This is a genomic window from Thermoflexus sp. (assembly GCF_034432235.1).
Classification (GTDB): domain Bacteria; phylum Chloroflexota; class Anaerolineae; order Thermoflexales; family Thermoflexaceae; genus Thermoflexus.
On the sequence record NZ_DAOUCJ010000075.1, the window covers coordinates 65,013 to 78,152 of the forward strand.

At 66.4% G+C, this 13,140-nt stretch carries 15 protein-coding genes and 1 pseudogene; 2 read left to right on the forward strand and 14 right to left on the reverse strand.

Annotated features, from left to right (window positions below; genetic code table 11):
* Nucleotides 1-74 precede the first annotated feature (74 nt).
* Nucleotides 75-1,385 carry a putative hydroxymethylpyrimidine transporter CytX gene (gene cytX, locus VAE54_RS09020; RefSeq protein WP_322801629.1) on the forward strand — a complete coding sequence of 437 codons (1,311 nt, stop codon included), beginning with the start codon at nucleotides 75-77 and terminating at the stop codon, nucleotides 1,383-1,385.
* A gap of 94 nt (nucleotides 1,386-1,479) precedes the next feature.
* On the opposite strand, the gene paaD is transcribed toward cytX, so the two are convergent.
* The 13 genes and pseudogenes from paaD to VAE54_RS09085 form a co-directional block, all read right to left on the reverse strand.
* A complete protein-coding gene (paaD, locus tag VAE54_RS09025; RefSeq protein WP_322801630.1) occupies nucleotides 1,480-1,974 on the reverse strand; it encodes a 1,2-phenylacetyl-CoA epoxidase subunit PaaD in 495 nt (164 codons plus the stop codon).
* A complete protein-coding gene (gene paaC / locus VAE54_RS09030) occupies nucleotides 1,971-2,765 on the reverse strand; it encodes a 1,2-phenylacetyl-CoA epoxidase subunit PaaC (protein WP_322801631.1) in 795 nt (264 codons plus the stop codon). The genes paaD and paaC overlap by 4 nt, the downstream gene beginning before the upstream one ends.
* The gene (gene paaB / locus VAE54_RS09035; RefSeq protein ID WP_322801632.1) at nucleotides 2,737-3,060 is read right to left on the reverse strand and encodes a 1,2-phenylacetyl-CoA epoxidase subunit PaaB; all 324 of its coding nucleotides are present in this window, start codon (nucleotides 3,058-3,060) and stop codon (nucleotides 2,737-2,739) included. Before paaB ends, paaC begins: the two co-directional genes overlap by 29 nt.
* Nucleotides 3,032-4,063: a 1,2-phenylacetyl-CoA epoxidase subunit PaaA gene (gene paaA, locus VAE54_RS09040; protein WP_322801633.1), complete on the reverse strand. Its 1,032-nt coding sequence runs from the start codon at nucleotides 4,061-4,063 to the stop codon at nucleotides 3,032-3,034. Before paaA ends, paaB begins: the two co-directional genes overlap by 29 nt.
* A 27-nt stretch (nucleotides 4,064-4,090) precedes the next feature.
* Entirely contained in the window at nucleotides 4,091-4,699 is a 609-nt protein-coding gene (locus VAE54_RS09045; RefSeq protein WP_322801634.1) for a TetR/AcrR family transcriptional regulator, read from the reverse strand.
* Between the two features lie 117 nt (nucleotides 4,700-4,816).
* Nucleotides 4,817-5,782 carry a formimidoylglutamase gene (hutG, locus tag VAE54_RS09050; RefSeq protein ID WP_322801635.1) on the reverse strand — a complete coding sequence of 322 codons (966 nt, stop codon included), beginning with the start codon at nucleotides 5,780-5,782 and terminating at the stop codon, nucleotides 4,817-4,819.
* 24 nt (nucleotides 5,783-5,806) lie between these two features.
* A complete protein-coding gene (gene acpS, locus VAE54_RS09055; protein WP_322801636.1) occupies nucleotides 5,807-6,187 on the reverse strand; it encodes a holo-ACP synthase in 381 nt (126 codons plus the stop codon).
* Between the two features lie 34 nt (nucleotides 6,188-6,221).
* Nucleotides 6,222-7,010, reverse strand: coding sequence for an alpha/beta hydrolase (locus VAE54_RS09060; RefSeq protein ID WP_322801637.1), 789 nt, complete (start codon nucleotides 7,008-7,010; stop codon nucleotides 6,222-6,224).
* Nucleotides 7,011-7,121: 111 nt separating this feature from the next.
* On the reverse strand, nucleotides 7,122-8,474 hold the full coding sequence (locus VAE54_RS09065; RefSeq protein ID WP_322801638.1) for an MFS transporter: 1,353 nt from the start codon (nucleotides 8,472-8,474) through the stop codon (nucleotides 7,122-7,124).
* 5 nt (nucleotides 8,475-8,479) lie between these two features.
* On the reverse strand, nucleotides 8,480-9,688 hold the full coding sequence (locus tag VAE54_RS09070; protein WP_322801639.1) for a PrsW family glutamic-type intramembrane protease: 1,209 nt from the start codon (nucleotides 9,686-9,688) through the stop codon (nucleotides 8,480-8,482).
* Between the two features lie 146 nt (nucleotides 9,689-9,834).
* Complete coding sequence (locus VAE54_RS09075) at nucleotides 9,835-10,374, reverse strand: peptidylprolyl isomerase (protein WP_322801701.1); 540 nt, start codon at nucleotides 10,372-10,374, stop codon at nucleotides 9,835-9,837.
* A 51-nt stretch (nucleotides 10,375-10,425) separates the two neighbouring features.
* Nucleotides 10,426-10,791, reverse strand: a pseudogene (locus VAE54_RS09080) (DsbA family protein); the annotation flags it as partial.
* 12 nt (nucleotides 10,792-10,803) lie between these two features.
* Complete coding sequence (locus tag VAE54_RS09085) at nucleotides 10,804-11,049, reverse strand: hypothetical protein (protein WP_322801640.1); 246 nt, start codon at nucleotides 11,047-11,049, stop codon at nucleotides 10,804-10,806.
* A gap of 208 nt (nucleotides 11,050-11,257) precedes the next feature.
* Between VAE54_RS09085 and thrC the strand changes: the two genes are divergently transcribed.
* A complete protein-coding gene (gene thrC, locus VAE54_RS09090) occupies nucleotides 11,258-12,532 on the forward strand; it encodes a threonine synthase (protein ID WP_322801641.1) in 1,275 nt (424 codons plus the stop codon).
* A gap of 157 nt (nucleotides 12,533-12,689) precedes the next feature.
* Here thrC and VAE54_RS09095 read toward each other — a convergent pair whose 3' ends face one another.
* Nucleotides 12,690-13,109, reverse strand: coding sequence for a DUF393 domain-containing protein (locus VAE54_RS09095; RefSeq protein WP_322801642.1), 420 nt, complete (start codon nucleotides 13,107-13,109; stop codon nucleotides 12,690-12,692).
* Between the last annotated feature and the right edge of the window lie 31 nt (nucleotides 13,110-13,140).

Here is a 13,140-nt window from a genome sequence, read left to right on the forward strand (position 1 = left end):
TCGCCCGCCCGTCGGCGGGCTTTTTTGTTCCCCCACGCCGCTTCATTTCCACACCCTCTTCAGGGAGGTTCACCATGGCGATCCTCAAAGCATGGGCTCGCGCGTTTCCACGGATCCAGGCGCCCCCCGAATGGGGCATCGAGCCGGTGCCGGTGGAAGCACGGCGCCTGGGGTTCCTCGATTACGCGGTCCTGTGGGGAGATCTCGGCGTGGGGCTGCTGGTGATGGCCGCCGGCGCCCTGCTGGTGCCCGGCCTGGGGCTTCCCCAGGCCCTGCTGGCCATCCTGATCGGGACGCTGCTGGGCAACCTGTTGCTGGCCGCCACGGGATACATCGGCAGCCGAACGGGCGCACCCACGATGGTGCTGCTTCGACCTTCCCTCGGGCGTCTGGGGTCGTTCCTCCCCACCGCCCTCAACGTGCTCCAGCTGATCGGCTGGGGCGCCTTCGAGATCATTATCATGGCTCAGGCGGCGGATTTCATCAGCGCCCGCTTCCTCGGGTTCTCCAGCTACCCCTTCTGGGCGATCCTCTTCGCCCTGTGGTGCACCCTGATGGCCATCGGAGGGCCTCTGGTGGTGGTGCGCCAGTGGCTGGAGAAATTTGCGGTCTGGGTGGTGTTGCTGACCACCATCTGGCTGACGATTTATATCGCCCTCACGTATGACCTGGGAGCTGTGTGGCGGCGACCGGGGACCGGGGAGATGCCCTTCTGGCTGGCCGTGGATCTGGTGGCCGCGATGCCGATCTCATGGATGCCTCTGGTGGCCGATTACAACCGGTTCGCCCGGCGGGCGGGGCCTGCCTTCTGGGGAACTTACATCGGCTATCTCATTGCGAACGTGTGGTTCTACGGGCTGGGCGCCCTGTTGCTCCTCACCGCCCAGACCGGTCAGCTGGTGGAAGCCATCGGGGCGCTGGCCATCGGCTGGATCGTGCTGCCCATCATCCTGGTGGATGAGACCGATAACGCCTTCGCCGACATCTATTCGGCAGCCGTATCCCTGCAGAACATCTGGCCGGGGGTCCGCCAAGCGCTCTTCGCCGGAGCGATCGGAGCGATCTGCCTCCTGCTGGCCCTCACGGTCCCCATCGCCCAGTATGAGAACTTCCTGCTCCTGATCGGCACAGCCTTCGTCCCGCTGTTCGGCGTGCTGGCGGCCGATTATTTCGTGGTGCGCCGCTCCTACACCGAGGCGGATCTGTATCGACCGGCCGCCATCCGGTGGGAGGGCCTCGCGGCCTGGGCCGCCGGGGTGGCCACTTACCAGGCTCTCACCCGCCTGGCCCCCTCGGTAGGGGCTACCTTCCCCACCTTCATCGTGTCCTTTGCGATCTACGGGATCATCCCCATAGCCCGAGGCCGGATCACCCGCGCCGCGTAAGCCCGGACAGAAGATCCGGAGGGGCGGGCGAGGCCGCCGGAGATGGCCTCGCCCGCCTGTTAGATCCTGGGGAAGAAAGGAAGCCCTTTCGGCCTCACAGGGGTTTGAACGCCTCGAAGGGCTGCTGGCACGTGTTGCAGTAGAACAGCGCCCGACAGGAAGTCGGGCCGAACAGGTTCTCCATCCGGGTATCGGTGGATCCACAGAAGGGACAGGGCAATTTCTCAAACGCCGTGAGCGTGATCTCCGCCGGGACCGGCCGGGGCGGCGCGATCCCCAGCTCGCGCAACGCCTGCCGCGCGCGCGCGCTCATCCGATCCGCAGTCCACGGCGGGCGATAGACCCGCTGCACCCGGACGCTGCGAGCCCCCAGGGCCCGGATGCACGCCACGATCTCCTGCTCCATGACGTGCAACGCCGGGCATCCCACGAAGGTGGGCGCGAAATCCACCTCCACCTCATCCCCCTTCACCCGGACCTCATAGATCAGCCCCAGGTCGACCACCGAGACCGTGGGGATCTCCGGGTCCTTCACCGCCTCCAGGGCTGCCAGGACCGCCTCGCGCGTCAGCGCCGCGCCCTCGCTCACCATGTCTCCCCCAACCCCGAACGGGCCACCCCCTGGAAGTCCGCGAGCAGCGCGGCCAGGTGCTCCGTATGCCGGCCGAGCCGCCCGCCGTAAACAGGCTCCGCCTCCGGGATCCTCAAAGAGGCCGCCTCCAGGATCGGCCGGACCTCCGCCTCCCAGCGGGCCCGGAGCTCGGCCTCCGGGGGCTGGATCCCGGCTTCCACCCGCAGGATTTCGCCGGGCGTCGGCTCGAAGAGCCCCAGGGCATGGGGCCATGCCTGCTCCAGGGCCGCCTGCATCCGGCGATGGCTCTCCTCCGTCGCATCCCCCAGTCGCAGCACCCATGCCCGGCTGTGCATCAGATGATACGTCTCTTCCCGCCGCACCTTGGCCGCCGCCGCCGCCAGCGGCGTCCAGGCGCTGGCCATCAGGGCCTCCAGCCGGACCTTCTCCGCAAAATCGAAAAGGAACTGTCGGATAATGGTGAAGGCCCAATCCCCTTTAGGGAGCTCCACCAGCGTCGCGTTGCGGAACTCCGGGGGATCCCGGAAGTAGGCCATGCGGTCCGGATCCGGCCACCCCAGCTCCTGAAGCAGGGAATACCAGAGGACCGCATGCCCAATCTCATCCTGGGCGATGCTGGCCATGGCGATGTCCGCCTCCAGGATCGGCGCGTGGCCCACCCACTCGGAATCCCGATGGCCCAGCAGGACCTCATCGTCGGCCATCGCCAGAAGCAACTGGCCCACCGCCTCCCGGAGGGGATCCGGGAGGGCAACGGTCTCATTCGGCTTCGGGAAGGGACTGGCCATGGCGCTCCATCCACCTCCGCACCCGCTCCGCCACCCGGAAGCCCCGGGGCTCCCGATACTCCTTCTCCAGGGCGGAGGCGAAGAGCTCCTCCGCCTCCTCGGCCCGGGAGGCATAAATCGCCTCCGCGGGGACCACCCACAGGCTGACGCAGCGGCCCCGACGGGCGAACTGTTCCTTGGCCAAGATGAGGGCCATCTCCGGGTCGGGGGCGTGGACCGCGCCCACGTGCACGTGGGGATCGCCCCGCTTCTCCTGGAGGAAAACCTCATAAACCGGCCACTGCGTATCGCCCATCGCCCCCTCCGTTGATCCGCTGCACGGCCTTCGCCGCCAGGGCCTCCCGCACCCAGCGGCCCTCCTCGTGGGCCCGGCGCCGGGCCGCCATCCGCTCGGCGTTGCACGGGCCGTCGCCTTTGATCACCCGCCAGAACTCGTCCCAATCCGGCTCGCTGAACCGCCAGTGCCCCGTCTCCGGGTCGTAGCGCAGGTTCGGATCGGGGATCGTCAGGCCCAGGCGCAACACCATCGGCGCGTATTGATCCACGAACTCCTGGCGCAGCTCATCGTTGGTCTTCGTCTTGATCCGCCAGCGCAACAGAGTAGGCGTGTGCACCGAATCCCGATCCGGCGGGCCGAAGAGCATCAGGGCTGGATACCACCAGCGGTTCACCGCCTCCTGAATCATCTGTCGCTGGGCAGGGGTGCCGGTGGCCAGAGCCACGAAGGCATCGTAGCCCTGCTTGATGTGGAAGGACTCCTCGTAACAGATCCGCTTCATCGCCCGGGCGTAGGGGCCGTAGGAGCCCTGGGCCAGCATCAGCTGGTTGACCACCGCCGCGCCGTCGATCAGCAGGCCGATGGCCGCCACATCCGCCCAGGTCGGCGTGGGATAGTTGAACACCACCGAATATTTCGCCTTGCCGGCCAGCAGCGCCTCGACCATCTCCTCCCGGGTGATCCCCAGGGTCTCCGCCGCTCGATACAGCAGCTGGCCGTGGCCGCCCTCGTCCTGCACCTTGGCGATGAGGATCAGCTTGCGCCGGAGGGTGGGCGCGTGGGGGATCCACTTCCCCTCGGGGAGCATGCCCACGATCTCGCTGTGGGCGTGTTGGGAGATCATGCGGATCAGCTGCCGCCGGTATTCCTCGGGCATCCAGTCCGTGGGCTCGATCTTCTCCCCCCGGGCGATGCGCGCCTCGAACTCCGCCAGGCGAGCCTCATACTCCGGGCCCTCCTGAGGCGGCGGCGCCTGCTCCGGAACCGGGACCGTGTGACCGTGAATGCGATATGTGAGCATCACGCCCCTCCTTCTGCTCCGATGGCATCACCTGACTGCTTCCGCAGGCTCCCACCTCTGAAGCCCCCGCACCGCCCAATCGGCGAAGGCCTCCGCGATCTGCTCCGGCGAAAGGGGGCCCTTCGGGCGATACCAGACGGCGACGCCGTTCAGCGCCGTCAGGATGAACCGGGTGATCAACGGCACGTCCAGGTCCGCCCGGAACACCCCAGCCTCGATTCCCTCCCGCAGGATCTCGCGGAACAGCGCCTCATAGGCATCCCGACGGGCCAGGACGTCCGCACGGCGCTTGGGGCTGAGGGCTTTCCACTCGTGATTGAACACCACCGCCGCATCCTGGCGCTCCGTCACCACCCGCAGGTGCACGGCCACCGCAAGTCGGAACTTCTCCAGAGGGGAACGCTCGGAGCGGACGATGGGCTCCAGACTGGATAGAAACGCCTGGGCGGCTTCATCCACGATCTCCCAGAGCAGCTCCTCCTTCGAGGCGATGTGGGCATACAAGCTCCCGCCCTGCAGGCGGATCGCCGACGCGATGTCCCGGATGGAGGTGCCGTAATAGCCCCGCTGGCTGAAAAGCCGCCCGGCTACCCGCAGGATGGTTTTCCGTCGATCCCCATGACTTCGTCGCGCCATTTTTGCTAACAAACGTTTGCTTAAATTATATGGGGTTGTTTCAGCCTTGTCAAGATGGGGGCCGGGTGCCGGCAGCGTCCGAACTCCGAAGGAGATCCGCCGCGCAATGCCGGTCCCTCACCGCTGCCGACGGAGCTCCCCCTGCCCGACCAGGAACCGATATGCGAGGGCGGCCGCCAGGGCAACGGTGCGGCCGTCGGGATCCAGAGGCGGCGCGGTCTCCATCAGCTCCATCCCCAGACATGCCGGATGGGCGGCCAGCCGGCGCACCATCGCCAACCCTTGAAAGGCGGTCAGCCCGCCCGGGCTCGGCGCGGAGACCCCGGGGGCATATGCCGGATCGAACACATCCATATCCAGGCTGATCCAGAACCCGGAGGTCCCAACGGCCCCATGCACCAGCGCGGTTTGGGCGATGGACTCCGGATCCGCTGGATGAACCCGGGCTGCCGGGATCATATGGACGCCGTGCTGTCGGGCGATCTCATAGTAAGCGCGGCTGTTCCGCCCCCCGAGGAGCCCGATCTGCACCAGATGGGAGCCCTGCAGGAGACCTTCCTCCAGCAGGCGCCGGAACGGCGTCCCGCTGGTGATCTCCCCTTCCAGAGGCGCTCGCAGATCATGATGCGCGTCGAACTGGATCACGCCGATGGGCTTCCCTCCCAGGCCCTCGCGCACGCCCCGGATGGTGGCATAAGAGAGCCCGTGATCTCCACCCAGCACCAGAAGGCGCAACCCCTGGCGGACGGCTTCAGCGATGACGGCGGCGACCCGCCGGTGGGTTTCGTGAACATCCGTATGGACCACAGCCACGTCCCCCAGATCAACCATGCGCAGGATCCCGGTGAGATCCACCCCGCTCTCCAGATCGAAAGCCGTCATCCGGTAAAGGGCGCGCCGGATCGCCCCGGGGGCCTCGCGGGCGCCCCGCCGGCCGATGACCGTGGTGTCGAAGGGGATGCCGATCAGCGCCACATGGGCTCCCGCCGGATCCGCCTGGATCAGGTCGGCGATCCGCACATCGTGGGGATCCGGGGGGACGGGGGATTGATCCGGTGGGCGAAGCCAGGCGAATGGGCTCATCGGGTGTTTTGGGGGAATGGAAGATCATGCGCCGGTCGAGACCACCACCGCGATGGCGAAACCGCCATCGTGGGTCATGCTCACCGCCCACTGCTTCAAACCCAGCACCCGGGCGCGCTCCGCCGCCCATCCGTGCAGGTGCACGTGGGGCTGCCCCCGGGGGTCGGGCAGGATCTCCACGTCGTGGAACCCAATGCCCTCGCGGGCCATGATCCGCAGGCCGACCCCCAGCGCCTTCGCCGTCGCCTCTTTCGCGGCGAACCGCGCGGCGTATTCGAACACCTTCCCCCGACAGGCGCGGCGCTCCGCCGGCGTGAACACCCGCTGGAGGAAGCGCTCGCCGAATCGGGCCACCGCCCGCTCCACCCGCTGGATCTCGATGATATCAATCCCGATCGCCACCATCTGCAGATCTCTCGCTGGTTCAAAGGGGATCCTTCTAGAGGCCAGGGCGGTCGCATGAACAACCGATGCGATCCAGGAACGATCGCACGGCCTTCGCCACCGCCTCCGGCTGCTCCAGCATCACCATATGTCCCGCCCCCTCGATCCGCACCAGCTCGGCCTTCGGGATATGGGCCGACAGATATTCCGCATACTTAATCGGCGTCATCCGGTCCGCCGTGCCGCCGATGACCAAGGTGGGCGCCCGGATCTCCCCCAGGCGATCCATCACATCGAAGGCATCGCACGCCTGATAATCCCCCTCAACGACCGCCGGATCCGCAGCGAGCAGCATACGACGCCCTTCCTCGACCAGCCGGGCCGGCGGGTTTTCTCCCCAACTCCATTCCAGGATGAGCTCCACCGTGCGGGGGAAATCCGTCCGCAGTCCCTCCAGGATCAACGGGCTGACCCGGAGTCGAGCGCCCGTGGCCACCAGGACGAGCGCCGTGACCCATTCCGGGTTGTGGAGGGCGGCCCACAGGGCGATGGCGCCGCCCATAGAGTGCCCCACCCACACGGCGCGGGAAAGCCCAACCTTCTCCATCCAGTTTACAATCCGATCCGCGTATTCGGCGATGGAGGATCGCCCACGCCCGCGAGAGCGGCCATGGCCCGGAAGATCCAGGGCATAAACGGTAGCCCCGGGCAGGTTCCGCAGGGCCCCCGGCCACACCTGATGGGATCCCCCCGCCCCGTGGATCAAAACCAGGGTATGACGCGCCTCCGGATCCCGGTGGACCGCGTAATAGATCACATCCTCGCCGATCGTTTGCTCGGGCATCTTCTTTCAGCTCCTATGGGGATCTGAAAGCCTGGCGGGCGCCTCCGGTTGGCCCCCGGGCCCCGAGCATGAACTCATGAACCCCCTCTGAGATCGCTGACGACGGTTGTTTCACAGGCTGGGCGAGCCTTCATCCGCCTGCGCGACCTCCTCCGTCCGCCTCAGCCCCCACAGCAACACCAGGGCCAGCGTATAGAATCCGAAGGAGAGAGCAAACAGGCCCCGATAGCCGATGAGATCTGCGATCAGGCCGCCCAGGGACGTAGAGAGCAGAGCGATCCCCAGAAGCGTGTTCGTGAGGCCAATCGTGAGGGGCCGGTCGTGGCCAGGGGCAATCTCCAACAGCATGGACATCCCTCCAATGGCCGCCCCCGAAGCATACGCTCCGCTCAGGACGAACACCGGAAGCATCAGCCAGGCGGACAGGGTGTGCCATAGCAGGCTCAAGGGCCCAACCAGCAGCGCCCACAGCGCGCCGAGCATGCCGCACAGAGCCGCTTTCTCCAGCACGGCCCGATGCCCCTGCCGAAGACTGATCCAACTCCACAGCACGTTCGAGAGCAGGGAAGCCCCAACGTTGAAACCCAGATAGAGCCCGATCATCGCGTCAGGCACCCCGAGCTCTCGGACCGCATAAGCGGTGAAGAACGGCATGGCCAGGGCGGCCCACATCAGGGCGATCCGAGCTCCCAGAAAGAGACGATACGAAGGCCGTCGCCACAGGGCCTGGATGGCCTCCCGCCATGGCGTGAGGGAAGCGCGCCCATCCGGCACGGGGCTGGGCGGTTCCACCACCATGGCGAAGACAGCCATCCCGATGGACGTGAATACCGCGAAAATCAGGAATAAGAAGGCCACATTGTGGGGGAAAGACAGGCCGGCCTGCTCTTCCAGGAGGAGACGAACCATGCCGCTGGCGGCCAGCCCCAGGAGCCCGCCGAAAAAGAGCCGGGCCGCGAAGAACACCCCGCGCTGGCGAGGCGGGATGGTCTTGCCCACGATCTCCATGAACGGCAGGCCGGAGATCCCGGAGGCCAAGGAGATCACGAAATATGGAATAAAGAAGGCGAGGAGCATCCCCGTCGGATGCGGGGCGGTCAGCCAGACCCCCAGCGCCATGGCGAAGGCGCCGAGGGCGCGCACCAGGGCCATCCACCGGTAGAGGCCCATGTAGTAGACCTGATAGCGCATCCATCGGGAAACCAGCAATTGCGGGAGGAACCACAACCCATCCCGCATCGGGGAAACCAGCGCCAGCAGGAAATTCGGGGCCCCCAGACGGGAAAGGAACCAGACCAGCACCAGATTGGGATCCAGGATGGTCTCCGCGAAGATGAAAAACGCCCCGTTCACCACCCCCGCGGTGAAATTCCGGCGGAGATGGGGATCGTGGGCCTCCTCAGGTGAGAGCAGGGAAACCCGAAGCCGTGCCGATCGTATCCGCCAATCCCGCCAGACCTGCATGGCGTTCATTCCCCATATCGAGGATGGCGAGACGCTTCTGCCTTCCCCAGCATCGGCAGCGCCCACCCCAGCCCACCGATCACCAGAAGCAATACCGCCCCCATTCCGACCATCGCCGGGGGAAGCGCCAGAGCGCGGGCTTCCGGGGAGAGGGGAGCGATGAACAGGCCGCTCAGGACGATGGCCCCTGCATTCCACAGGCCATGGAGGAGCCAGGCGAACAGATAGACGACCGCTCCTTCGAGGAAGCGGCCTCGGCGCGCCCGATCCCAGGCCCATCCCATGAGCCCACCGTTCAAAACGTGGAGCGCGGTCGCCCCCAGGCGGCCGATCGCCGTGAAGGTCCATGGGATCCCCGGTTGCCAGCTTAACATGCTCTCCGCCAGGGCAAAGCCCGCTCCCCCCATCGCACCATACAGGATCAGCGAAACCCCGGAGGCAGCCGGATCCCGCATCCGCAGCCCGACGGGAAGGGACTTGAGGGCTTCCTCAATGGCAGGGACTCCGATAACGGCCAGGATCAGGATCCCGATCCACAGCCATGGATCCCTCACCAGGCCCTCCGGGGGCATCGAGAGCCGCTCCGGGGCGAAGCCCTGGGGAAACCACCGGTTGAGGAACCCGGGGCCTTCCACCAGGATTCGCAACGCCAGCATGAGAAGACCCAGCGCGACCCCCACGATGCCTTCCAGAAATATGGCGAGGGCCGGGACCAGGAGGCTGCCCAGGCCCAGCGCCCACCACGCGGCGCGACGGGACCACGGGGCTTGTAAACGCCAGCACAGGAGGTTGAACACCAGAAAGGACCCCAGCGTGGCTACCCCCAGGTGAAATGGCAGGATTAAGATGGACAGGCGAGGGCTGAAGATTTCCACCATCGCCCCACACCCGACCAGAATCCACAGCGAGATCAACGTCTGCCTCAGGGTCCAGGCCTCCCCTCCCGGCCAGGGCCCATCCGGCTCGCCCCGCGCGATCCGCCTCCCTTCCCGGAAGAGCCCGCCCCCGACGAGCAGGCCGAGCGCCGGCAAGCCGGGAGAGGGGACCGGCAGCCGGAGCATCGCCGCAAGGGCGGCCAGGCCCAGCCAGAGGCTGAACAACAAGCCCCCCGCCAGCACCCCGGCCCCCATCCACAGGAGCCCTACGGATGGAGCGTATGCGGGAATGCCTGCCCGAACGATCGGTGAAGAGACCTCGGGGCGCGAAGGGTTCATCTCCGAGTTCAACATTTCTGGAATTTACGCCACGGGCTTCCTGAGAGATCCCCCCTAGTTTCCCTGTCTGAAGCGTCCTCGAGCCGCGGAGTAGAGAAGCCCTCTGGTCTTCTGGGCTCCAGCCCAACCATGGGCACCCGACCTGCCTATGGCTGCTCTTCGATGATCACCTCCAGCAGCCGATCGCCGGGCGGCGCCCCCGGCTCCGCCTCCGGATTCCGCGGACGCAGCATCCGGACCACCTCCAATCCCTCCACCACGCGCCCGAAGAGCGTGTAGCGGCCGTTCAATTGAGGCAGCGGCGCCATCGTGATGAAGAACTGGCTCCCATTGGTGTTCGGGCCCGCGTTCAGCATCCCGACCATGCCCGGCGCATCGAACGTCAGGGTTGCCGTGATCTCATCCGGGATCGTGTAGCCAGGGCCCCCGAACCCCGTTCCGCTGGGATCCCCAGTGATGGCGACCACATCGGTGATCACATAATGAAAGGTGATATCGTTATACCACCCGTGTCGGGCCAGGAAGACAAAATTGTTGACGGTGAGGGGTGCCCGGTCGGCGAAAAGCTCGATCACGACATCCCCCTTCTCGGTCTTCAGCACGGCCCGGTAGCGACGGGCTGGATCGATGCTCATCGGGGGTGGGGCCTTGAACTGCCGATCCTGCAGCCGGGCCAGTTTCACCATCGCCTCCAGATGGGCATATTCCAGATAGTTCAGGGTCTGGGGCCATGGTCGGCCGTTCACCAGCAGGAAGGGCGTGCCGGGGAGCCCCAGGGCCACCGCTTCGGCGTAGGCCGCTTCGACCTTCGCTCGATAACGGCCCTCCTCCAGATCCCGGCGGAATCGCTCCACGTCCAGGCCCAGAGATTGAGCGGCCGAGATCAGGGTGGCGGTGATGTTCGGGCTGGCGATCCATTGCGCCTGATGATCGTAAAGCCAGTCGTGCATCTCCCAGAACTTCCCCTGGGCGCCGGCGGCCTCGCTCGCCTCCGCAGCGATCATGGCTTTATCGTGGATGGTCCGCAGGGGGAAATGCCGGTATACCACACGCACTTCATCGGGATAGGCGTCTACCAGACGCCGGAGCAGCGGCGCAAGCTGCCCGCAGTAGGGTCACTGGAAATCGCCCCATTCGATGAAGGTGACCCGTGCCTCTGAGGCTCCTTTGCTCCAGTCCTCCGGCGTCGGGAAAAGGATGCGCTGGAGATCCGGCGTCGCCGCCGGGGTCGCCCTGGAGGGGGGCTCCGGCGATGGGCTGGGCGACGGCGAGGCCGTCGGGGAGGGCGCCGGCGCTGGATGAGCGCATGCCGCTACCATGAGCAGCGGCCATGTCACGATCATCAGAAAGCGCTTTCGCATCGAACGCTCCTTTCTTTAAAAAGATATCCTCCGAAGCACATCGGGATGCACCCCGGCTGCTTGCTGCTAAGAACTGGCCTCAGTATAACACAGGCGGGGAGATCTCCTGGGGACCTGGGCCAGCTGCGATCGAAAATCCCAACCGGAATATCCGGCGCGCGCTTGTAATGGAGTGGAGACCCCGATATCCCCTCCCGGAGGCCTGTCGATGTTCGCCATCGGCTTTCGCTGTGGACGTTGTGGCGCAACGTATGATCTGGGGGAGGTTCGCTATGTCTGCCCCCGAGACGGCGCGGAGGGGACCCTCGACGTGCTGTATGACTACGATCGTCTGCGGGCCGCCGTCAGCCCGGAGCAACTATGGGGGCATCCCTTCCGCTCCATCTGGCGCTATGCGCCGCTGCTCCCCCTGCGCCCGGACACTCTGCAACGGGTGGAGGGGGCAGGAGTTCTTCAGGCCGTCGGGTGGACTCCGTTGTATCGGGCGGAGCGGACGGCGCGGCGGCTGGGGTTACGGGCGATCTATATCAAGGACGACGGGCGCAACCCCACCGCTTCCTTCAAGGACCGTGCCAGCGCGGTAGTGGCTCTGAAAGCCATCGAGGAAGGCGCCTCCGCGATCACCACCGCATCCTCCGGGAACGCCGCGGCGGCCCTGGCGGGCATGGCGGCGGCCCTGAATCTGCCCGCGATCATTTTCGTTCCCCATACGGCTCCGGAGGCCAAAGTCGCCCAGCTGCTGATCTACGGCGCGCGGGTCTTCCTGGTGGAAGGCACCTATGATGAAGCCTTCGATCTGACCCTGGCGGCGGCCGAAGCCTTCGGCTGGTATTGCCGCAACACGGCGTATAACCCTTTCACGCGGGAAGGGAAGAAAACCGCTGCGTATGAGATCTGGGAGCAACTTCAGGGACGGGTTCCGGATCGCGTGTTCGTCTCCGTCGGGGATGGCAACATCCTGAGCGGGCTCTGGAAGGGCTTTCGAGATCTAACGGCGCTGGGCTGGATCGAACGCCCCCCTGTCCTGATGGGCGTCCAGGCGGAAGGAGCCGCCGTGCTGGCCCGGGCCTGGGCGGAGGGGAGGGAGGAGATCCAGCCGGAGCCGCCGCGCACCATCGCCGACAGTATCGCGGTGGGCCAGCCCCGGGATGCACGCTTCGCCCTGCAAGCGGTGCGGGAGACCGGCGGGGCATTTCTCACAGTCACCGACGAGGAGATCCTGACCGCGATGCGGACCCTGGCCCGGGAGGTCGGGGTGTTCGCCGAGCCGGCGGCCGCCGCCGCTTTCGCCGGGCTGGAGAAGGCGGTTCGGGAAGGCTTGATCGGGGAAACGGAAACCGTCGTCGTGATGATCACCGGCAACGGCCTGAAGGATATCGCCAGCGCGATGCGCGCGGTGGGGCAGGCCTACCGGATCTCCCCGGAAGTTCCAGCCGCCCTTCGGCAATTGCAGGAGGCGATCCGATTCCATCCCCTTACATGACGCGTGGGGCACGGGATGCCCCGTGCCCCACTGCGCCAGGAGGTGAGCCATGGGCCTGCCACTCCCCGGCCAGGCAGGCCTTGTGAAATTTATCTCGAAAATGGGCGTTTGTCAACTTTCGGCGAGGGGCTGTCGCCCACCCGGTGGGTCGCCCCCTTTACGCAAGCTCCACCCCATCCGAGCGAGCCCCTGCACATTCTTCGGGATGCTCTTCGCAATACGGACGGGTTCCCGGCAGCTGTCCCCGGTGAGCGGCCACCCACTCGTAGAGGGCGTCGGCAATCCTCCGGAAAAGGGGGATCCGATAAAGCACTCGGATCCCTGGGCAGCCCAGGGCCTCGCTGAAGGCGACCAGGATCGCTGCGGCGCCCCGATGGTGTGCGCCATCGGGCGTGATCGCCCACGCTGCCTGTTCGCACGCCTCCCGGGTCAGGCCATAGCGCTCCGGAGCCCCCGGACGTTGAAAAGGCACCAGCCGGACGCGATGCCTTCGGTCCCAGCGCTTCACCCATCGCGCAGCCCAGGTGCAGAAGCCACAGCTCCCATCGAAGATCAGGACTGTCCTCTCCTCCTCCATCGTTTCACACCCCTCCGGCGATGCGATCCTG